Origin of the sequence: Pullulanibacillus pueri, assembly GCF_014639255.1 — a bacterium.
GTDB lineage: Bacteria > Bacillota > Bacilli > Bacillales > Sporolactobacillaceae > Pullulanibacillus > Pullulanibacillus pueri.
This window is the reverse complement of the sequence record NZ_BMFV01000027.1, coordinates 34,861-53,849: the sequence shown is the minus strand read 5'-3', so window position 1 is coordinate 53,849 and position 18,989 is coordinate 34,861. Positions and strand designations below refer to the sequence as shown.

General features: G+C 42.3%; 21 protein-coding genes. 4 read left to right on the top strand and 17 right to left on the bottom strand.

Translation table 11 applies throughout. From position 1 onward, the window contains the following. Nucleotides 1-246: 246 nt before the first annotated feature. Together IEV91_RS15535 and IEV91_RS15530 are read right to left on the bottom strand one after the other, a co-directional pair. Complete coding sequence (locus IEV91_RS15535) at nucleotides 247-1,674, bottom strand: DUF4179 domain-containing protein (RefSeq protein ID WP_188498343.1); 1,428 nt, start codon at nucleotides 1,672-1,674, stop codon at nucleotides 247-249. After that, entirely contained in the window at nucleotides 1,671-2,180 is a 510-nt protein-coding gene (locus IEV91_RS15530; RefSeq protein WP_188498342.1) for an RNA polymerase sigma factor, read from the bottom strand. Before IEV91_RS15530 ends, IEV91_RS15535 begins: the two co-directional genes overlap by 4 nt. Nucleotides 2,181-2,723: 543 nt before the next feature. Between IEV91_RS15530 and IEV91_RS15525 the strand changes: the two genes are divergently transcribed. Next, nucleotides 2,724-2,873, top strand: coding sequence for a hypothetical protein (locus IEV91_RS15525; RefSeq protein ID WP_188498341.1), 150 nt, complete (start codon nucleotides 2,724-2,726; stop codon nucleotides 2,871-2,873). An 83-nt stretch (nucleotides 2,874-2,956) separates the two neighbouring features. Here IEV91_RS15525 and IEV91_RS15520 read toward each other — a convergent pair whose 3' ends face one another. The 5 genes from IEV91_RS15520 to IEV91_RS15500 form a co-directional block, all read right to left on the bottom strand. Further along, on the bottom strand, nucleotides 2,957-3,652 hold the full coding sequence (locus IEV91_RS15520) for a TerC family protein (RefSeq protein WP_188498340.1): 696 nt from the start codon (nucleotides 3,650-3,652) through the stop codon (nucleotides 2,957-2,959). 290 nt (nucleotides 3,653-3,942) lie between these two features. Beyond that, a complete protein-coding gene (gene arsC / locus IEV91_RS15515; protein WP_188498339.1) occupies nucleotides 3,943-4,359 on the bottom strand; it encodes an arsenate reductase (thioredoxin) in 417 nt (138 codons plus the stop codon). 19 nt (nucleotides 4,360-4,378) lie between these two features. Further along, nucleotides 4,379-5,677 (bottom strand): arsenic transporter, encoded by a 1,299-nt coding sequence (locus tag IEV91_RS15510; RefSeq protein WP_188498338.1) that lies wholly within the window; start codon nucleotides 5,675-5,677, stop codon nucleotides 4,379-4,381. 16 nt (nucleotides 5,678-5,693) lie between these two features. Then, nucleotides 5,694-6,038 (bottom strand): ArsR/SmtB family transcription factor, encoded by a 345-nt coding sequence (locus IEV91_RS15505; RefSeq protein ID WP_188498337.1) that lies wholly within the window; start codon nucleotides 6,036-6,038, stop codon nucleotides 5,694-5,696. A 91-nt stretch (nucleotides 6,039-6,129) separates the two neighbouring features. Further along, nucleotides 6,130-6,495, bottom strand: coding sequence for a MerR family transcriptional regulator (locus IEV91_RS15500; protein WP_188498336.1), 366 nt, complete (start codon nucleotides 6,493-6,495; stop codon nucleotides 6,130-6,132). 74 nt (nucleotides 6,496-6,569) lie between these two features. Here IEV91_RS15500 and IEV91_RS15495 point away from each other — a divergent pair, with 74 nt between their 5' ends. Both IEV91_RS15495 and IEV91_RS15490 read left to right on the top strand, forming a co-directional pair. Further along, nucleotides 6,570-6,890, top strand: coding sequence for a hypothetical protein (locus IEV91_RS15495; RefSeq protein ID WP_188498335.1), 321 nt, complete (start codon nucleotides 6,570-6,572; stop codon nucleotides 6,888-6,890). A gap of 86 nt (nucleotides 6,891-6,976) precedes the next feature. After that, nucleotides 6,977-7,462: an Hsp20/alpha crystallin family protein gene (locus tag IEV91_RS15490; protein ID WP_229745614.1), complete on the top strand. Its 486-nt coding sequence runs from the start codon at nucleotides 6,977-6,979 to the stop codon at nucleotides 7,460-7,462. Nucleotides 7,463-7,608: 146 nt separating this feature from the next. Here IEV91_RS15490 and nikC read toward each other — a convergent pair whose 3' ends face one another. From nikC to IEV91_RS15455, 7 genes are all read right to left on the bottom strand, one after another. Continuing rightward, complete coding sequence (gene nikC / locus IEV91_RS15485) at nucleotides 7,609-8,517, bottom strand: nickel transporter permease (protein WP_188498334.1); 909 nt, start codon at nucleotides 8,515-8,517, stop codon at nucleotides 7,609-7,611. Between the two features lie 18 nt (nucleotides 8,518-8,535). Next, entirely contained in the window at nucleotides 8,536-9,540 is a 1,005-nt protein-coding gene (locus IEV91_RS15480) for an ABC transporter permease (protein WP_188498333.1), read from the bottom strand. A gap of 116 nt (nucleotides 9,541-9,656) precedes the next feature. Next, on the bottom strand, nucleotides 9,657-11,303 hold the full coding sequence (locus IEV91_RS15475; RefSeq protein WP_204871318.1) for an ABC transporter substrate-binding protein: 1,647 nt from the start codon (nucleotides 11,301-11,303) through the stop codon (nucleotides 9,657-9,659). Nucleotides 11,304-11,363: 60 nt separating this feature from the next. Beyond that, nucleotides 11,364-12,368: an ABC transporter ATP-binding protein gene (locus tag IEV91_RS15470; RefSeq protein WP_188498332.1), complete on the bottom strand. Its 1,005-nt coding sequence runs from the start codon at nucleotides 12,366-12,368 to the stop codon at nucleotides 11,364-11,366. Next, nucleotides 12,365-13,357: an ABC transporter ATP-binding protein gene (locus IEV91_RS15465; protein ID WP_188498331.1), complete on the bottom strand. Its 993-nt coding sequence runs from the start codon at nucleotides 13,355-13,357 to the stop codon at nucleotides 12,365-12,367. Before IEV91_RS15465 ends, IEV91_RS15470 begins: the two co-directional genes overlap by 4 nt. A gap of 195 nt (nucleotides 13,358-13,552) precedes the next feature. Beyond that, on the bottom strand, nucleotides 13,553-13,717 hold the full coding sequence (locus tag IEV91_RS15460) for a hypothetical protein (protein ID WP_188498330.1): 165 nt from the start codon (nucleotides 13,715-13,717) through the stop codon (nucleotides 13,553-13,555). Nucleotides 13,718-13,777: 60 nt separating this feature from the next. Then, nucleotides 13,778-14,728, bottom strand: a complete 951-nt coding sequence (locus IEV91_RS15455; protein WP_188498329.1) for an NADP-dependent oxidoreductase — start codon at nucleotides 14,726-14,728, stop codon at nucleotides 13,778-13,780. 252 nt (nucleotides 14,729-14,980) lie between these two features. On the opposite strand from IEV91_RS15455, the gene IEV91_RS15450 reads away from it, so the two are divergent. Beyond that, entirely contained in the window at nucleotides 14,981-15,406 is a 426-nt protein-coding gene (locus IEV91_RS15450; RefSeq protein ID WP_188498328.1) for a hypothetical protein, read from the top strand. A gap of 236 nt (nucleotides 15,407-15,642) precedes the next feature. Here the strand turns inward: IEV91_RS15450 and IEV91_RS15445 are convergent, their stop codons facing one another. The 3 genes from IEV91_RS15445 to IEV91_RS15435 all read right to left on the bottom strand — a co-directional run bounded on the left by IEV91_RS15445 (nucleotide 15,643) and on the right by IEV91_RS15435 (nucleotide 18,839). Next, nucleotides 15,643-16,467, bottom strand: coding sequence for an aldo/keto reductase (locus IEV91_RS15445; protein WP_188498327.1), 825 nt, complete (start codon nucleotides 16,465-16,467; stop codon nucleotides 15,643-15,645). Nucleotides 16,468-16,555: 88 nt separating this feature from the next. After that, on the bottom strand, nucleotides 16,556-17,233 hold the full coding sequence (locus IEV91_RS15440) for a uracil-DNA glycosylase (protein ID WP_188498326.1): 678 nt from the start codon (nucleotides 17,231-17,233) through the stop codon (nucleotides 16,556-16,558). Nucleotides 17,234-17,261: 28 nt separating this feature from the next. Beyond that, on the bottom strand, nucleotides 17,262-18,839 hold the full coding sequence (locus IEV91_RS15435; protein WP_188498325.1) for a bifunctional metallophosphatase/5'-nucleotidase: 1,578 nt from the start codon (nucleotides 18,837-18,839) through the stop codon (nucleotides 17,262-17,264). Between the last annotated feature and the right edge of the window lie 150 nt (nucleotides 18,840-18,989).

Below are 18,989 nucleotides of genomic sequence, written 5' to 3'. Positions count from 1 at the left end.
AAACGAAAAAGAAACTCTTTCATTTTTCTTCAATCATTTGGGTAAGCCCATGACCAAATGACCAATTCTCTAAAGAAGTTTTGACTAAAGCGATAAATTTTAAGTAGCTATGGATAGTAAAAATCTTGAGATAATGTTAAAAACAGCGTCGATGCCCTAAGCATCGACGCTGCAACGGAGACCGAATCCGTTCTTATAGAACCCTAAACGCTTGATGAATGATCTTTCCTTGCTTCTACAAAGACCTTACTTGTTTAGAGGAATCTTAATATTACCTTGGATATAGGATGGGTAATCCGCAATTTCAAAGCTTAACGGCCCCTTGTAGTCATGTTTCTTTATCGTGATTGAAACTGTGTTAGACGTTGTTTCAATTAAATCCCCTGTGTCATCACCCGCACTATACTCCTTGCCTGTGGAGTCAGTAAACGATCCTGAGAGTAAGCCTATCATCTCTCCCTCACTTTTCTCTTTAAGCGCTCGATCCATTTTAAAAGTAATCTTGATACTGTTTTTAACATTCTCTATTCGATTTAAAGAGACACCTAGAGGGGCTTTTACTAAAGTCTTCTTTTTTACATTAACAACAATGTGACTATCCTTTTTTTCAATGGCTTCAAGTTTTTTAACAACAAGCTTTGGTGCCTTCAATTTATCAAAGGAACTTTTTTCAAAAAATAGTGTCACTTCCTCGTTATCTTCAAAGTAATGCTCCATATTAACAGCCCTATTTCCATCAAATAACTTTACATCAAAAAAGTTCAAAATGGTTTTTGAATTATTGGGACTTGCTTCCAAATGAACTTCTGCTCCTGTCGGATAAAAGATAGCATCTTTAAAATAGAGACGCTGTCCGCCGATTGTCTCCCATTTATTGATAGAATACATTTGTTTCGCATTCACTTTGGTCATATCTAATGGAATACGAATTTCCCAAATGCCCTCAACAGATTTAACGGGTACTCCAAAATAGTCATGAGCTTTTTCCTGTGCATGTGATAATGTAGAATTTTTTTGATTAGACGTATTGATATCAATATCACTCGCTTGATTTGAACTGTTAACTTTTGCACTTAAAATTAAAGGCGAAGAAATGTTGCCTCCTTTATCAAGATCAAATTGAAGTTTTCCTTTTACCTTTCCTTTTACAACAGGCTGTGGTCCTGAAGATTCATTCGCTGCTGGTAATGCCTCATGATTGGCATTCAACAATTGAATGTTCTCTAAACCTAGAAATTTATACCGCTTTTCAGTAGATAAAGTATAAAAAAGTACTACGCGATGCTGATCTGCAACAGCGTGAGTAATTTCAAGAGTGACTCCGTTATGAGTATCTTTAGTGTGAATGGCTTGAACGTCACCCTCTTTGATTGCAGATTCAAGCCCTTCATCATTCTTGGCAAACTTTAAGAGCTCGACAACATCTGAAAGGATAGGAACATTCGCTGTCATTCGGTTGAATGATGAAGAGACATTGACAAGTAAAATCAAGGTAAGGACAATGGCGGTCAAACTTAATCCACAAAATTTAAATGCATTCCAGTGTTTCCTGGCTCGAGCCGCACTTTGCACACCCTCCTTGATACGATGATGAGCCGCTGGAGGAATATCTATTTCTTTCCAAAATATTTCTGCCTCGCGCCACTGCTTCTTCCCTCCCCCCCTATTTCTCATTTAATTCCCTCCTTTCTCATTTGTTTCCGAAGTTTAGTTAAGGCTCTGTTTAATCTCGTTTTAACTGTTCCTATAGGTGTGTTTGTTTGTTGAGCGATTTCCCCCAACGTAAAGCCTTCAAAATAGGTTAATAAAATAACTGTTTGTTCACTGATCGATAGATAACTGATGACTTCTCTAAGAATAAGTGGCATATCATGATCTTGTGTCACACTCAGTGTTCCTTCAGTGTTGGTAAGCATCGTTTCCCGGCTCTTCTTTCGGAGTACATTTTTGCAATGATTAGCAGTAACGGTCGTTAACCATGCTGATAGTGCCTCTGGTTTGCGGATTTTCTTTATATTTTTATAGGCTTTGAAACTAACTTCCTGCAAGATATCCAAGGCATCTTGTTCGTTACGGAAATATGTATAAGCAATGCGATATATCTTGTCTTGATATTGCTCCAACAAGCTGACAAACGCCGCTTCATCGCCTTTTTTCGCTCGTTTAAATAGGTCATGCACACGTTGGCCCCCCCATCGTACTCTCTATATATTAAGACACAAAAAGGACGGTTACGGTTTTACTTTTTTAATTGTAAATAAAAAATTATAAAATGGCAGATATCTATAAATAGTATTTTATAATAATTAATATCTTATAATTTATAATATATTTAGCTGATTATTACGAAATAAAATTAATGTTTTTTCCATTTATATGGAATACAATGACTTAAAACAGCCAAAATACGGGACTATAGTCCTGTAAGGGAGGAAGAAATTTGTCAGAATCGATCAATCTAACTGACAAAATGTCGATTTTAAGTAAACCTAAAAAATCCCTCAAATCCCCTTGTGAAAATTCAAAAAAAATTCAACGCGGAAAATTAATTGGATTTAAATTTTGTATTTTATTTATAAAGAGAAATATTTGTTAGAAAAACCGGGGGAAATGCATGCCCGGTCCTCATTCAGTTGGGCATTAAAAAGCTTTTTTACCAAAATGCTTCGTCAGTATCAAGTGGATTGGAGCGGAAGACGCTCTGGCTCCTTCGGGAACAGCACGTGTCCGAAGATCCACTTGGGAAACTCGATTATCTTCCCAAGTTAGCTGAGGCCACTAAGGGCGATCGGCTAAAAACGTCACGTCCTGTGACAACGCCGACCCTACCCACATCGTGTGGGCATGAGGAAAGCGAGCGTTCTGAAGCGTAAATCCACACCTTCCTGATGAACAGAATTTTATACATTCTTATATTTCAAAAAAGAGCACCTGCTCTACGCAGATGCCCTGGCCATTAACCTTGTATATTATGTTGTTTTTTTAAAGTTGCTATATACAAGTTACGATAAAACCCGGCCGCTAATACAATGAGGATAACAAGTAACATAAAGCCCCAGCTTAAGATCTCGGAGGAAAAAACGTCATCTAAGAATTTTTCTCCCGTGACCATATGTCCTGCGGTATAAGCAAGAATGGCACCTCCAACATAAATCACCCATGGGAATTTTTCAATGAGTTTAATAAACAAAGTGCTCCCCCACATGACAATTGGTACACTAATGAGAAGTCCGAGCCCAACAAGTAAGTAGCTATCATGAGCAGCTCCTGAAATCGCAAGGACATTATCCAAGCCCATTAACGCGTCCGCAATGACAATCGTACGAACGGCCCCCCACAAAGAAGGGCTGGCCTCCACATTCTCATCATGCTGCTGGTTATCTGTAATCAGCTTATAGGCAATCCAGATAAGCAGCAGCCCACCGACTAAATGTAACCCGGGGATTTTTAATAAGGTGACAAGAATCATGGCTGCAACCATACGGATCACTACAGCTCCCACCGTCCCCCAAATCACGGCTTTCTTTTGTTGTTGTTTAGGGAGTTTCCTAGCGGCTAGCCCAATAACAATTGCATTATCTCCAGCCAGTACAAGATCGATGCCGACAATTAGTAGTAAAGAAGTGACAAATTCCAAAGAAAATATGTCCATTCTATCCACTCCTTAGCCTATGAAAATCAAAACAGCCTCCACCGCTCAGGTGAAGGCTGTTCGCACCGACATAATAAAAAGACCTTCACACTGAAACGATTTTCAGGCAAAGGTCTTGCCAACAACACACGTACGTTGTCAACAAGGCCGGGGTTTTATCCCGAAATGACGACCTTGCTGTTTTTGGCTACTCCCCTTTGGGACTATTTTGTTATTTATATACTAACCTAGGAAAGGCGTCTATGTCAACCTTCTGATTAATTTTACTGAATAAGCGCTCTCCGCTCTCCCTATAAGGACGCAGAAAAATCCTTGATTCTAGCCTCAATCTGATCGCGTACTTCTCTGAAGACCTGCCACTTTTCCTCCTCTGTTCCCACAGCCTTAGCAGGGTCAGGTAATCCCCAGTGTATTTTTTTTACAGTCGGAGGCGTCACTGGACAGTTGTCTTTAGCATCACCACAAAGGGTAATGACATACTCTGCCTTGTTCAGAAGGTCATGATCAATAATTGAAGACTGTTGTTTAGAAATATCGATTCCAACCTCAGCCATGGCTTTAACCGCTTTAGAATTAAGACCGTGGGCCTCAATCCCCGCAGAATAAACGTCAAGCTTATCCTCTAAGTACTTATGCCCAAACCCTTCTGCCATTTGACTTCGACAGGAATTTCCCGTACACAAAAAATAAACAATCGGCTTTTCCATTTTCCTCATTCCCCCGTTTCTATCCAATAACTAACAACCATAAATAAAGACCTATTAATGTTATCAAGAGTGTTGGAATCGTTAAGACAATACCCACCTTGAAATAGTAACCCCAAGGAATTTTAACGCCTTTTTGTGATAGCACATGAAGCCAGAGCAACGTGGCTAAAGAGCCAATAGGAGTAATCTTAGGACCGAGATCAGATCCAATTACATTGGCATATACAAGGCCCTCCTTAACCACCCCTGTAGCATCCGTTCCTCCGATGGCAAGGGCATCGATCATCACCGTCGGCATGTTATTCATGACCGATGAAAGAATGGCTGCGATAAACCCTGTTGCTAGTGTCCCTACCGCTAAACCTTGGTCTGCAGCACTTTGAATCACTTTGCCTAAGACATCGGTAAGTCCAACATTTTTTAGACCATAGACGACGACGTACATTCCAATTGAAAAAAAGACAATGGCCCATGGTGCCCCTTTAATGACTTGCCATGTGTGAACGGATGGGCTTCTTCTCGCTAATAGTAAAAAGATAATCGCAATGATGCCTGCAATAAGTGAGACCGGAATATCGAAGAATTCCCCCACAAAATAGCCGGCTAACAATACAGCCAATATAATCCAAGAAAGCTTAAACAAAGTGTGATCACGGATCGCTTCTCTTGGCTGCTTGAGTTGTTTAACATCAAACGCTTTTGGGATACGCTTCCTGAAAAAGAGATAGAGTACTAAGAGGCTTGCCCCAAGAGAAAACAGGTCAACAACCACCATGCGCGAGGCGTATTCTCCAAATCCGATATGAAAATAATCAGCGGATACAATATTGACAAGATTACTCACCACTAAAGGTAATGAGGTGGTGTCAGCGATAAAGCCACTAGCCATGATAAACGGAAACACCAGTTTTTCATTAAGATTAAGCGCTCGAACCATCGCAAGAACGATCGGTGTCAAAATCAAGGCGGCCCCGTCATTGGCAAAAAAGGCAGCGACAATCGCACCAAGTAACGTGATCAGCACAAACATGCCGATCCCACTTCCCTTGGCTAAGCGTGCCATATATAAGGCTGCCCATTCAAAAAAACCAATGTCATCAAGGATCAAAGAAATTAAAATAATAGCCACAAAGGTCAAAGTAGCATTCCAAACAATGCCCGTTACGGTACCCACATCATGAAAACTAACCACGCCTGCAAGCAAGGCTAAAATAGCACCCCCGCACGCTGTCCAGCCAATCCCGAGACCTTTAGGCTGCCATATCACAAAAACTAATGTGATTAAAAAAATAAGAAGTGCCAAAATAATTGATAGCAACTGTCTTCCCCCTATACTAGCAACAAGAAATACGCAATCCTGCCTGTTCCAAAGCTTCTAATCTCTCCTTTTGATCGGGAATGTTTTGAATAATAGCTTGAACCATAGGGAACAAGGGATGTGTTTGATTTAATGAATAAAAAATCCACTGCCCCTTCCGTCTTTCATTGACGAGTCCAACATCCCGAAGCTTTCGTAAATGCTGACTGATTGCCGGCTGACTCATTTGAAATATTTCAACAAACTCACAGACACAGCATTCACCATGATGGAGTAGACCCATCATAGACAATCTTGTTTTGTCACCTAAAAGCTTTAAAAGATTAGCATAGGTATGGATATTCATTGTCTCCTCAGGCATACTCTCATCCCCTTTATTTTATAATATAATTATATGCTTATATAAGCAAGATGAATGATACTAATTTTAGTCATTCATTTTTACTTTCACTCTATATATTTGAGGAAATTTCCTCCAAGGCCTTAATAAGTGTCAGTGTCGCTTCGCGTTGTTTGTGAATTTCTTGTTCTTTTTGGTCAAGGGTTCCAAGGATCACCTGCAGTGAGTGTTGAACAGAGGTTAGAAGTTCTGCGCTGCCACAGCCTTGATTTCGTTTGACCTGGAATAGCGTTTGAATATCTGTTAATGCAAGTCCTAAGGCTTGCATTTCTTTGATGGCTTCGAAATCGTTGATCTCTTTTTCAGTGTAGTCCTTAAAGCGCCCATCCCAAGTGGGCGCGAGCAAACCTAAGTGTTCATAATGCCTGACAGTATCTTTTGTTGTCTTTAGCCTTTCGATAAATGGACCTATTTTCATAAAAGCTTCGCCTCTCTATTGACGTGGGGTCGACCCCACATGTCATACTCTTTCTATCATTGGAGGGGTTATATATGTTGAGTGGATCTCTTTACATTTTACTTGGTTTCATCTCTGTTGTGGGAGGGATAATACAATTTTTTAGAAAAGGGCCATACACTCTCTTCCAAAGTATTATTCTCATCTTTTTCATAGCGAGTCATCTTTGTTTAGGCGTTATCGGCTTGTATATGTGGGGCTCTTTATTTCATCTTAGTGTTGTGATCCTTGCTGGGCTTATTATTCTTATAAGCCGATACCTTAATGGCTGTTTTCTATTCAAAAAAGTTCATGGACGCCATTATTTCATTGTCGCTGGCATTATTACTCTAGGCGCTTGCTTGTATCCTTATTGAAAACTCGGGACATCCGTCTATACCACAATGTTCCCATCCTCATATGCTATATGTAGAATTCATGTCTTGAAAGGAGGGGTGACCTCTTGGCAGACAACGATAACCAACGGCGTTCCCGAGATAATGAAGGGCTTCAACCAGTGTTCAGAAGCCCCATGCAACAAATGAATGACTTTTTTAACAGCGATCCCTTTGGTGGGCTAATGAGCTCCATTGATTCCTTTTTCCAACGGCATGCCATGGAGCAATTCGGGGGATTTCCAATTGATCTTTATGAGACGTCATCTGATTGGGTCGTAAAAGCTGAGCTTCCCGGCGTGAGAAAAGAAGATATTCACATTGATACATTGGGTGATCGGCTAAGGATTGCAGTCATAAATACCGAGGACAATGAAGTAAAAGGCGATAATAATTATTATCGTCGCGAGCGCAGACATGCGCGAATGGAACGAGAAATCCCGCTCCCTTATCGCATCAACAGACAAAAAACAAAAGCGCGATTCCTCAATGGTGTCCTTGAAGTCCGCGGACCAAAGTATCCGAAAACGCGCAATACATTGGATATTGAATGAGCTACCTGCTTAATAGAGGTAGCTCTATTGTTTAAAGTCGAATGATGGATTCCGATCAATGTTGATTTCAATTCCTAGTTTATCTATTAAAAGGCTTCTAAAAAACAAGGCTGAAGTCGCCTTGTCCAGGTCACTAGTGTTTATATCTACTTCTTTGTCCTAGGATCTAGCGCATCCCGCAGGCCATCTCCTAGAAGATTAAAACCAAGGACGGTCACCAAGATGGCTAGGCCGGGGAAAATGACGACCCATGGGGCGGTTTGTAAAGCAGCTCTACCCGCGTCGAGCATGGCACCCCATTCGGGTTTTGGCGGTTGGGCACCAAGCCCTAAGAAGCTCAAGCCCGCGGCATCTAATATCGCTGTACCGATACTAAGTGTTGTTTGCACAATGATGGGGGCTAAACAATTGGGGAGCACATGTCGGAACAACACTCTATAACTTTTAGCGCCTACTGCCCGAGCCGCTTCTACATACTCTGTTTCTTTAACTGAAAGCACAGACGAGCGCACGATACGGGCAAATTGCGGTATACCAACAATGCCGACAGCAATCATCGTGTTCGTCAATCCTTTACCCATTACCGCTACAATTGCTATGGCTAAGAGAATGCTAGGAAAGGACATTAAAATATCGACAATCCGCATGACAATCATATCAATCCATCTGCCGAAAAAGCCGGATATAGCCCCTAAAAACGTCCCTATCACCAAGGCGATCCCAACCGCAATAATGCCCACTTGAATCGAAATTCTTGTCCCATAAATGAGACGACTTAATATATCTCTCCCCAGTTCATCCGTGCCCAGCCAATGATCTGCAGACGGCCCTTTATAACGATTAAATAAATCTCCACCACTTATCGGATTCGAAGGTGCAAGGAGCGGGGCAAAAACAGCCACTAAAAGTAATAGAACAATAATGATTAGGCCTATCAACGAGGTTTTACTTTTTAAAATACTCACCAAAGCGTCTAGAAATGGTCTTTTTTTATCTTGTTGGGACGCTGTTCCTGAAATATCGCCATCATCACCCAGCCTCATCTCTGTCGACATTTTCACTCACGCCCTTTCTCAATCATAACGAATCCTTGGATCGAAATATTTGTAAAGAATATCCGTTATGAGGTTGATCAACACGAACATCACAGCGATGATAAGAATCGTACTTTGGACAACAGGGTAGTCCCGGCTTAAAATTGACTGATAGACATAGCGTCCAACACCAGGCCATGAAAAAATGGTTTCTGTTAAAACAGCCCCACCTAAAAGAAAGCCAAATTGAAAACCAATGACGGTTAACACGGGTAAAAAAGCATTCTTTAAAGCATGTTTAAAAATGACAAGGTACTTTGCCAGCCCCTTGGCATTAGCGGTACGAATGAAATCTTGATTTAAGACCTCAAGCATACTCGAACGCGTCATCCTTGCGATGATGGCCATAGGAATGGTTCCTAATGCAAACCCTGGCATTAAAATGTGAGCTAGGCTATCTTTAAAGGCAAACCAATTTCCCGTTAAAATACTATCAACTAAATAAAAGTTCGTGATCGTCTGTAGGTGAGTTCCCACCGAGAGCCTTCCAGAAGGCGGTAACCAATGTAAGGTCACAGAAAACAGCCAGATCATCATTAATCCCAACCAAAAGATCGGCATCGAAACGCCAAATAAAGCTCCAGTCATACTTAAATGGTCAAACCAAGAGCTCCGCTTGGCTGCTGAAATAATGCCTGCCAAAACCCCAATTACAATCGCAATAATAAGGGCAAACAAGGACAATTCGATTGTTGCAGGTAGACGTGTACTAATTTCTTTTATAACGGAGTCATGCGATTTAATCGATTTCCCCAAATCACCCTTAATGACATCTTTCATATAACTTGCGTATTGCACGGGTAAAGGATCATTCAATTTTAACTCTGCACGCAGGGATTGTAATTGGGCCTCAGTCGCTTTATTCCCAAGCATGCTTTTTGCGGGATCACCAGGAATTAATCGGAGTAAGGCAAAGGCTAAGATGGAAACACCTATGAAGACGGGAATGAGCAACAGCAAGCGTCTAATAATATAATTAATCATTTTAGAACTCCCCCAGCATGTTGGATGAAGGACGTTGCCTATAAGGGAAGGTTCACCTCCCTAACCAAAACATTTAGAGTGGTGAATCTCCCCTATGCTGCCCTCTCAATACTTACTTATTTAAACTTAATATAGTTAAATGGCTCACTACCTGTGGCATGAGGCACATAGCCCGAGATCGTTTTGCTAATAGCCATTGGTGGTGTCGTATAGGCAATCGGCACCCACGGCGCATCATCATGAATGATTTCCTGGACTTGTTTATAGATGTCTGTCCGAGTGCCTTGATCCATCGTAATCTGGGCCTTCTTCAACAATTTATGGACTTGGTCGTTTTTATAGAAAGCAATATTCCCGGCGGAACCTTTCTTCGCATTATCTTTATCAAGTAAAACGTATAAGAAGTTATCAGGATCACCATTATCACCGGTCCATCCCATTAATGCCGCATCATGGGCACCTTCTTCGGTCTTGGTCAAATGGGTATCCCAATCATTTTCAACGATATTGACCTTAATATTGACGTCTTTTAACATTTGTTGAATGGCTTCCGCTGTTAATTTTGGTTGCGGCATGTATGGACGCGGATTGGTCATCGTATAAAGATTCATAGTGAAGCCTTTGCCGTATCCAGCCTCAGCGAGTAGTTTCTTCGCTTGATCAACATTATAACTATAGTCTTTAATTTCATCGTTGTATCCCCATAGTGAAGGTGGCATTGGGTTCTTCGCTTCTTGACCAATTCCTTGATATAGGGTCATTAATTTTTTCTTATCGATAGCCATATTGATCGCTTGTCTGACCTTGGTATTGGCCATCGGTCCTTTTTTGCTTGTGTTCATGGCCATGTAGCCGACATTCATAGACGGTCGGTTAACAATTTGTAAATTGTTGTCATCCTTCACCTTCTGCATATCCTCTGGGTTCATGCCATCCATCATATTGATCGTTCCCGCCTGTAATTCCATGAATCGTGCACCATTATCCGGAATCACTCGGAAAATAACTTGATCTGCATCCGCGACTTGCCCAAAGTAATCTTTGTTTTTATGCAACACAATTTTGTCGTCCTTATCCCAGCTATCAAAGACAAATGGTCCCGTCCCAACAGGATTTTTGAAATAATCGTCCCCGTATTTCTTTACAGCAGTTGGACTGGCAATGCCGAACGGTGGCATCGCAAGGGTTTGCAAGAAAGGGGCATTCGGTTCGCTGAGTGTAAACTTGACGGTATCATCATCAGTGGCTTCTACGTTTTGAATAATGCCCTTCATATTATCCTTGCTCGCTCCAAACATGTAGCCGTAGTACACAAAGTCTGCTGATGTTGTCCAACGTTTAAAGTTGTAGACCACAGCGTCAGCATTAAAATCGGTGCCATCATGGAATTTGACGTCTTTTTTCAAATGAAAGGTCCAAACCTTCCCGTCATCACTCGTCTTCCAATCGGTAGCGAGAGCAGGTTGAACTTCGGTATTCTCCTGTTTGTATCTAACAAGCGTGTCATAAATTTGGTTGGTGACATAAATGGATTCTCCATCGGTTACTTTAGAAGGATCGAGCTGTACAGAATCGGCACCACGACCAAAAATGATCGTTTTGTCGCTACTACTATCACTGCTTCCTTTGTTAGCACTACTATCACCGGCCGCAGTATTATTGCCATTGTCTTGGTTGGCTGCGTCTCCACCGCCACATCCGACAATGACAAATAATAAAGAAATGATGAGCATACTGAACACAACGTAAGACTTTCTTTTCAAATGATTTCCCCCCGATAAATAGTCTGTTTAACGCAGAATCATTTTCCGCGTCCTTATCTCTTACTTTGGGACAACGAACCTGTCCCCATGTCCCACCTCCTTCACGAAATGGCAGGCTGCCTGCTGTCCAGTCGGCGAAACGGTCTTCATGATCGGTTTTTCTAATCGGCAGCGTTCCTGTGCGAGTGGGCACCGTGTGTGGAATTTACATCCTGCTGGTGGATGTGCTGGGCTAGGGACATCTCCTTTCAACACAATGCGTTCCTTCTGAAGATGAGGGTTAGCTTCTGGAATGGCTGAGAGTAGGGCCTGGGTGTAGGGATGTTTAGGATGTTCATAGAGTTCATGATAATGTCCATATTCAACAATTTCGCCAAGATACATGACGGCGATTTGGTCGCTAATATGATGGACCACACCAAGATCATGGGCAATGAATAAGTAGGTCAGGCCAAATTCCTTTTGCAAATCCTCCATTAAATTGATGACTTGCGCCTGAATGGAAACATCTAATGCGGAAACTGGCTCGTCGCAAATAATCAGATCAGGGTCCAGTGCCAGAGCTCGAGCAATCCCAACTCTTTGCCGTTGTCCTCCACTAAATTCATGGGGATAGCGATTTTTGTGGTAGCCACTCAATCCGACAACATCCAGAAGCTGGTCGATTTTTTTACGTCTAGCTGCTTTATTTATGCCAAAAACCTTCATCGGTTCTGCAATAATTTGTTCTACGGTCATTCTTGGATTTAAAGAGGCAAAGGGATCTTGGAAAATCAGTTGCATATCCTTTCGTAATCGTCGGAGCTTATTCCCCTTTAAAGAAGTGATGTCTTGTCCTTTAAAAAGGATTTGTCCTTCTGTCGGTTCAATTAGTTTTAATATCGTTCGCCCTGTTGTTGACTTCCCACAACCGCTTTCCCCCACTAATCCTAAGGTCTTTCCTTGTTCTAATTGGAAAGAGACGCCATCAACAGCTTTGACCGCACCAACCTTCCGTGGAATCACAGCCCCTTTTGTGATGGGAAAATGCTTTTTTAATCCTTTGACCTCTAGCAATGGTGTCATTCTAATGTCACCTTCTCTTCTTCATACAACAAACAACTGACAAGATGGCCTGGTTCGACTTCCTGTAAGTGTGGCGCTTGAATGCGACAGGAAGCTTTAGCCTTCGGACAACGTTCAGCGAAAGGACACCCTTTTCGTAAATGCCTTAGATCTGGTGGGTGACCGGATATCGCCTTCAGTCTCTTTTTTTCCTTTTCCATCTTCGGAATCGAGTTTAAAAGTCCCCAAGTATACGGATGCTTCGGGACATCAAATAATCTGAAGCGATCGGTGAATTCGACTTGTTTTCCAGCATACATGACCATGACACGGTCACAAATTTCAGCAACCACACCTAAATCATGAGTAATCATGATGATCGCCATCCCAAGTTCCTTTTGGAGCTTTTTAAGCAATTCTAATATCTGAGCTTGCACCGTGACATCCAATGCGGTTGTAGGCTCATCAGCAATTAAAAGCTCTGGATCACATGCCAAGGCCATGGCGATCATGACTCTTTGCCTCATCCCGCCACTAAATTCATGGGGATAATTTTTTAACCGAGCCTTGGGATCAGGAATACCCACCAAATTCAAAAGCTCTGTCGCATGTTCGAGAGCCTGCCTTTTACTCACATTCCGATGCGTTCGTAGGGTCTCCGTCAACTGCTCCCCAACAGTAAAAACAGGATTCAATGAGGTCATCGGATCTTGAAAAATCATGGAGATCTTATTCCCACGAATGTGCCTCATCTGTTTCTCTGTTTTTTTTATCAAATCGTCACCGTTATAGAGAATCTCCCCCTTTACAATTTCACCCGGGGGACTCGGAACCAATTTCATAATGGAAAGTGCAGTCATACTCTTTCCCGAGCCTGATTCTCCTACAATGCCTAATGTTTCTCCTGGTTTTACTTCAAAGTTCACACCATCAACGGCTTTAACCACACCCGATTGAGTGACAAATTGTGTATGCAAGTCTCTGACCTGTAATAAAAAATTTTCTCCCATTCTATCCCCCCTTGACCACGACCTCCATCTGTCTGCCTATTCTAAAATTTATAAGTAAACACTTCTTCTATCCTATGTCCCCACTCTCATAAAATATGACTGTATACACTATTCAGACTTTTAATTGCGGTATCTTGGCTGATTTCGTTTTAAACAATATAAAACGACTAGGGTGGCATACCCTAGTCGTTGGTGTTAGCTGGGATCATATTCATCATAAACGAGCTTTGTCACTTTCGTGGAATCCCCCCGGCTTACTTCTTCTTTTGTTGCTTCAGCATCTAATTCCTCATCATTATCTATACCATTTGCGATGGTTGGATCGTCTTCCTTCTTCGAGATTGGATGTTTCTTATCCATCACGCTATCCCACCTTACTCTTTTTGGGATAGTTTTCCTTAACACCTGAAGTTTATGCACTTATTTATCCTCTTCTTTTTTGACCTCTATGACAATTTTACCTTTGGCATGATGGGTTTCACTCAATTCATGGGCCTTCTTTAAACCGTCTTCGCTAAAGGGTAAAACCTCAGCGATTAAAGGCTTGAGCTCATCCTCTTCAATCATTTTAGCTAAGGTTGCGAGCTGCTCTCCGTTAGGTTCCAACCAAACAAGCCCCGCCTTCACGCCCTTTTCCTTTGCTCGCTCCTGGCTTGGCGGCTGAACGATGGATACCAGGACACCACCGGGTTTCAAAACTTCAAAGCTTTTTTCCTGAGAATCACCACCGATAGTATCCAGTACAATATCCACTTCGTCTATCGCTTCGGTCAATGGGGTTGTCATATAATTGATCATATGATCTGCTCCAAGCTTCTTAATAATGGATTGGCTTTTAGAACTCCCTGTAGCAATGACTTCTGCCCCAAATGCCTTGGCAATTTGTATCGCCATACTACCAACACCGCCCGCTCCCGCATGAACGAGCACCCGGTCTCCCTTTTTTATCTCCGCAAAGTCAACCAGACATTGCCATGCGGTAAGACCTGCAAGCGGCACTGCAGCTGCTTCTATAAAAGAACTTTCCTTTGGCATATGAGCGACAAGAGAGGCATCGGCTGTAATATATTCTGCATAAGTCCCGCGTTCGGTGGTTGCCGGCCGTGTAAATACTTTATCGCCCTCTTCAAATTCAGTGACCTTTGCGCCTACTTTTTTGATAATACCGGCAGCATCCCAGCCAAGAATAATGGGAAACTTAAAGGGAAGACGTTCCTTGAGATAACCCTCTCGCAATTTCCAATCAATAGGGTTTATAGACGTTGCATACACCTCTATAAGTACCTCATGTTCTCGCGGCATCGGTTTAGGAAACTCGATCGCTTTAAGCTCCTCACGACCACCATAAGCATTTATAACGACTGCTTTCATTATATCTCCTCCTTGATCGATCCTCTGACATAGTATATCTCCAAGTATCGTAAAATAATGAAATAATGCTTGGTAATAGAAAACTTGGTTTCCGCCATGCCCTAATCGAAGAAGACAAATTTTTCTACCGTAACTTTTTCCTCCCTCGTCAGCTTGTACGTTCTTGTACTTTAGAAAACCTGGCTTATACTTCACTATTTCGCTAAGCACAACCTGATGTTGCATTAAATTATACGCTGACATTACTGAAAATTGGCATCAGTGAGGTATCTTGGTGACCGTTTTTCTTTAGAATCTGGAAAACGGGCATCAGAAGGGCACCTTGGTGACCGTTTTTCTTTAGAATCTGGAAAACGGGCATCAGAAGGACACCTTGGTGACCGTTTTTCTTCAAAATCTGGAAAACGGGCATCAGAAGGGCACCTTGGTGACCGTTTTTCTTCAAAATCTGGAAAACGGGCATCAGATGGACACCTTGGTGACCGTTTTTCTTTAGAATCTGGAAAACGGGCATCAGAAGGGCACCTTGGTGACCGTTTTTCTTTAGAATCTGGAAAACGGGCATCAGAAGGACACCTTGGTGACCGTTTTTCTTCAAAATCTGGAAAACGGGCATCAGATGGATACCTTGGTGACCGTTTTTCTTCAAAATCTGGAAAACGGGCATCAGCTAGCTAAAGGCAAGCAGCATCAGCCACTCAGTCCATGTGATATCGCCAAAGCTAGCACATCAACCACCCCAAAAAGTAAAGAACACTTTTCGGGGAACCTGGTGGTGGATATGAGAAAAGCGTGGTGATTTGATAGAGAGATGTCGGATTCAGAATGGATTGCAGCAGAAATTTATATTCTTCAAAAAAACCCGAACCCAATGAAGGGCCCGAGTTTCTCAATTCTATTATTGTTTTTCAGCATCAGCTGACTTCATCCGGATCCATACCGGTGCGAATATTTTGGTTTAATCCATCAATGGCCTTCATTTCCTCGGCCGTTAACTCAAAATCGAAGATGTTGCTGTTTTCAATAATCCGTTGTTTCTTTACGGACTTAGGGATCGTAATGATTTGGTGTTGAACGTTCCAGCGGAGAATGACTTGAGCCGTTGTTTTCCCATGCTTCTCCGCTATATCCATGAGTAGAGGCTCATCAAAAAGGCGCCCACGCATTAGCGGACTCCAAGCTTCTACCTTAATGCCTTTTTCAATACAATAGGCACGGTCTTCTTCCTGTGTGAGACGAGGATGAAGTTCAATTTGATTCACAGCAGGCACAATCTCACTCTCTGAAAGCAAGTCCTCTATATGATGGGCTTTAAAATTGCTCACACCAATGGCACGAACCTTGCCTTCCTTATACAGCTTTTCGAGTGCACGCCAAGTTTCCTTGTACTTACCCTTAATCGGCCAATGAATGAGATACAGATCAATAGACTCCAATCCAAGTTTCGTCCTACTTTCCTCAAAAGCCGCAAGCGTCGATTCATAGCCTTGCTGATCATTCCATACTTTTGTCGTGATAAAAAGCTCTTCTCTTGGGATCCCAGAAGCTTTGATCGCTTCGCCTACGCCTGCTTCATTCTTATAAAAAGAGGCGGTATCAATGAGTCGATAGCCTGCCTCAAGAGCCGCTTCGACTGCTTGCTTCACTTCCTCACCATCTTCTGCCTTATAGACACCTAGACCAAAGATCGGCATGCTGACACCATTATTTAGCACGGTTGTCGTAGAAAGATTAACCATATGTACACCCTCCATTTGAATGTTTGTCTTATCTAAAGCGTAGCAATTTCACAAGTGGATGTCATTCATTTTGCTAAGGAGACTTGGCTTACTCTAATGGCAGTTGCCAATCGATAGGCGCCTCCCCTACACTTTCTAAAAATTGATTCGTCCTTGAAAAGGGTCGGCTCCCAAAAAAACCGCGATGCGCCGAAAACGGACTGGGATGCGGTGACTTAATGATACAGTGCCGGGAAGTATCAATGAGTTCTCCTTTTTCTTGTGCATGTTTTCCCCACAGAATAAAAACGATCGGTCGTTCTCTTTCATTGAGACATTGGATGACCTTATCCGTCAGCTGTTCCCAACCTTTACCTCGATGAGAAGCCGGAGCTCCCCTTCTAACCGTTAAAACGGTGTTTAAAAGCAGCACCCCTTCTTCTGTCCACTTCTCTAGATTGCCATGTGTAGGCGGCACGTGGCCCAGATCATCTTGAAGCTCTTTAAAAATATTTTGCAAAGATGGCGGCTGCTTCACGCCCCTTTGCACAGAAAAGCTAAGGCCATGAGCCTGTCCGGGGCCATGGTAAGGATCCTGCCCTAAAATGACCGCCTTGACCTGCTCATACGGTGTGGACTGCAGGGCGTTGAAAATATCAAACATATCCGGATAAATCGTTTGCGTCGTATATTCTGATTTTAAAAACTCGCGAAGTTTCAAATAGTAGTCCTTAGTAAATTCCCCATGAAGAAGGTCCTGCCAATCATTCTGTAGTTCTACAGCCATCTAATCCCCCCAAAATCAAAGGATATAATTAATAGATTACTTTCCAATTCCCATCTACCGTCGGTTCAATGACTTTTCTTTCAATAATATAATTCGCGATGAGCTCTGAAACATCAATTGGAATATCCTTAACAACCTCTTTACCTTGATACATGTGATAGTCACCACCACCTGCTGCACGATAGTTATTCAATACCACATCGTAACTCTGATCCATCTCTAATGGGGCGCCATGGTAATCAATATGGGTAATCCGCTCCCCTATAGGCTTACGGACATCAATCGCATAGTCAATCCCTTCCCACATATCATAATTATAATGTTGTGGTTTCGGCGTCGTAAAGGCAGGACTAACCCCTATGGTGCCATCAGCTTTCAGCTCAAAATAGCCTGCGGATTGTTCTAGAGCGGCCTTAATATCCCTTCCCTGTACACGTAATACGACCAAGGTATTCGGATAAATATAATTACCTACGACACTGCGCATCGTCACATTCTCAGGAAATCCTGGAGAGTTATTATCGAAGAGAGCGGTATTAGAAATATCCACGTCTGCCGTTTCCATTTGCACCTTATTGATAAATTCAATTAAAGGATTGTCTTGTAGACGAATAGCGAGGGGATCTTCGACTAACATATTGCCCTTAATGTGGCCGATCGGTTGATCCAGCCACGCTTGTGTTGCTTTTTCGTAAGGTTGAATCAGCTCGACAACCTCTTCATCCGGCTGCACACCCTCCACCGATAGCAGTTCGGATTGTTTATTTAAACAACGCCAGCCTTCCTCAGTCTCTTCTAAAGTGAGGGTCACTTTTCCTAAGGCTAAGCCGGTAGAGCCAGGCTGAATAAGGAGAACGCCATTAATGTCCTTGTCTTCGATCATGCGATGCTGATGACCGGTTAAAAGCACATCGATCCCTTCAACGCTTTGACAAAGCTCATAGCCTTGGTTCTCCCCTGTGAGTGTTTCTGTAGGTTCTCCACTTTCAAGGTCACGCTCAAATCCTCCATGATAAGAGATCACCACAATATCAGCACCCTTTTCTTCTCTTAAAAAGGGCACCCACTTCTTCGCCGTCTCGACGACATCAACAAACGCCATCCCCTCAATATGTTCCTCTTTTTCCCAATTGGGGATATACTTAGTGGTCAGACCTAATATAGCAATAGTGGGGCCGGATTCTCCCACCGTCTTTAAGATATAAGGTTGTCCAAAATAAGGATCTCCCGTTTCTTTATTCAACAGATTGGCTGATAACCATGGAAAATGGGAGGCCTCAACTGCTTCTGTCAAATGACCCAAACCATAATTAAATTCGTGATTGCCAAAGACCGCCGCATCATAATGTAGGGCATTAAGCAGTTTCATCATTGGATTGACGTTTTCCTTGTCAAAACGGGCGAAATGATAGGTTAACGGTGTGCCTTGAATGACATCACCATTATCAATGACCATAACATTCTCGTGTCGCTTTCTTTCCTCTCTAATTAACGTTGCAACCTTAGCAAACCCCAATTCTGACGGTTTATTCGTGCCATAATTTAAAGGCAATACATTACCATGGATATCGCTTGTTTCAAGGATGACACATTCGATTTTACTCATGTTGACGATTTCCCTTCCATTCTTAAATTCATTAGGACTATTTGTACACTCTCTCTATAGTTTAAAGGAAGCACTCAAGAGTTGAAAGGCACACTGCCTCAGATCTATGGTTTTGAGGACCATAAAGCATAAAAAAGAGCACCACTAATG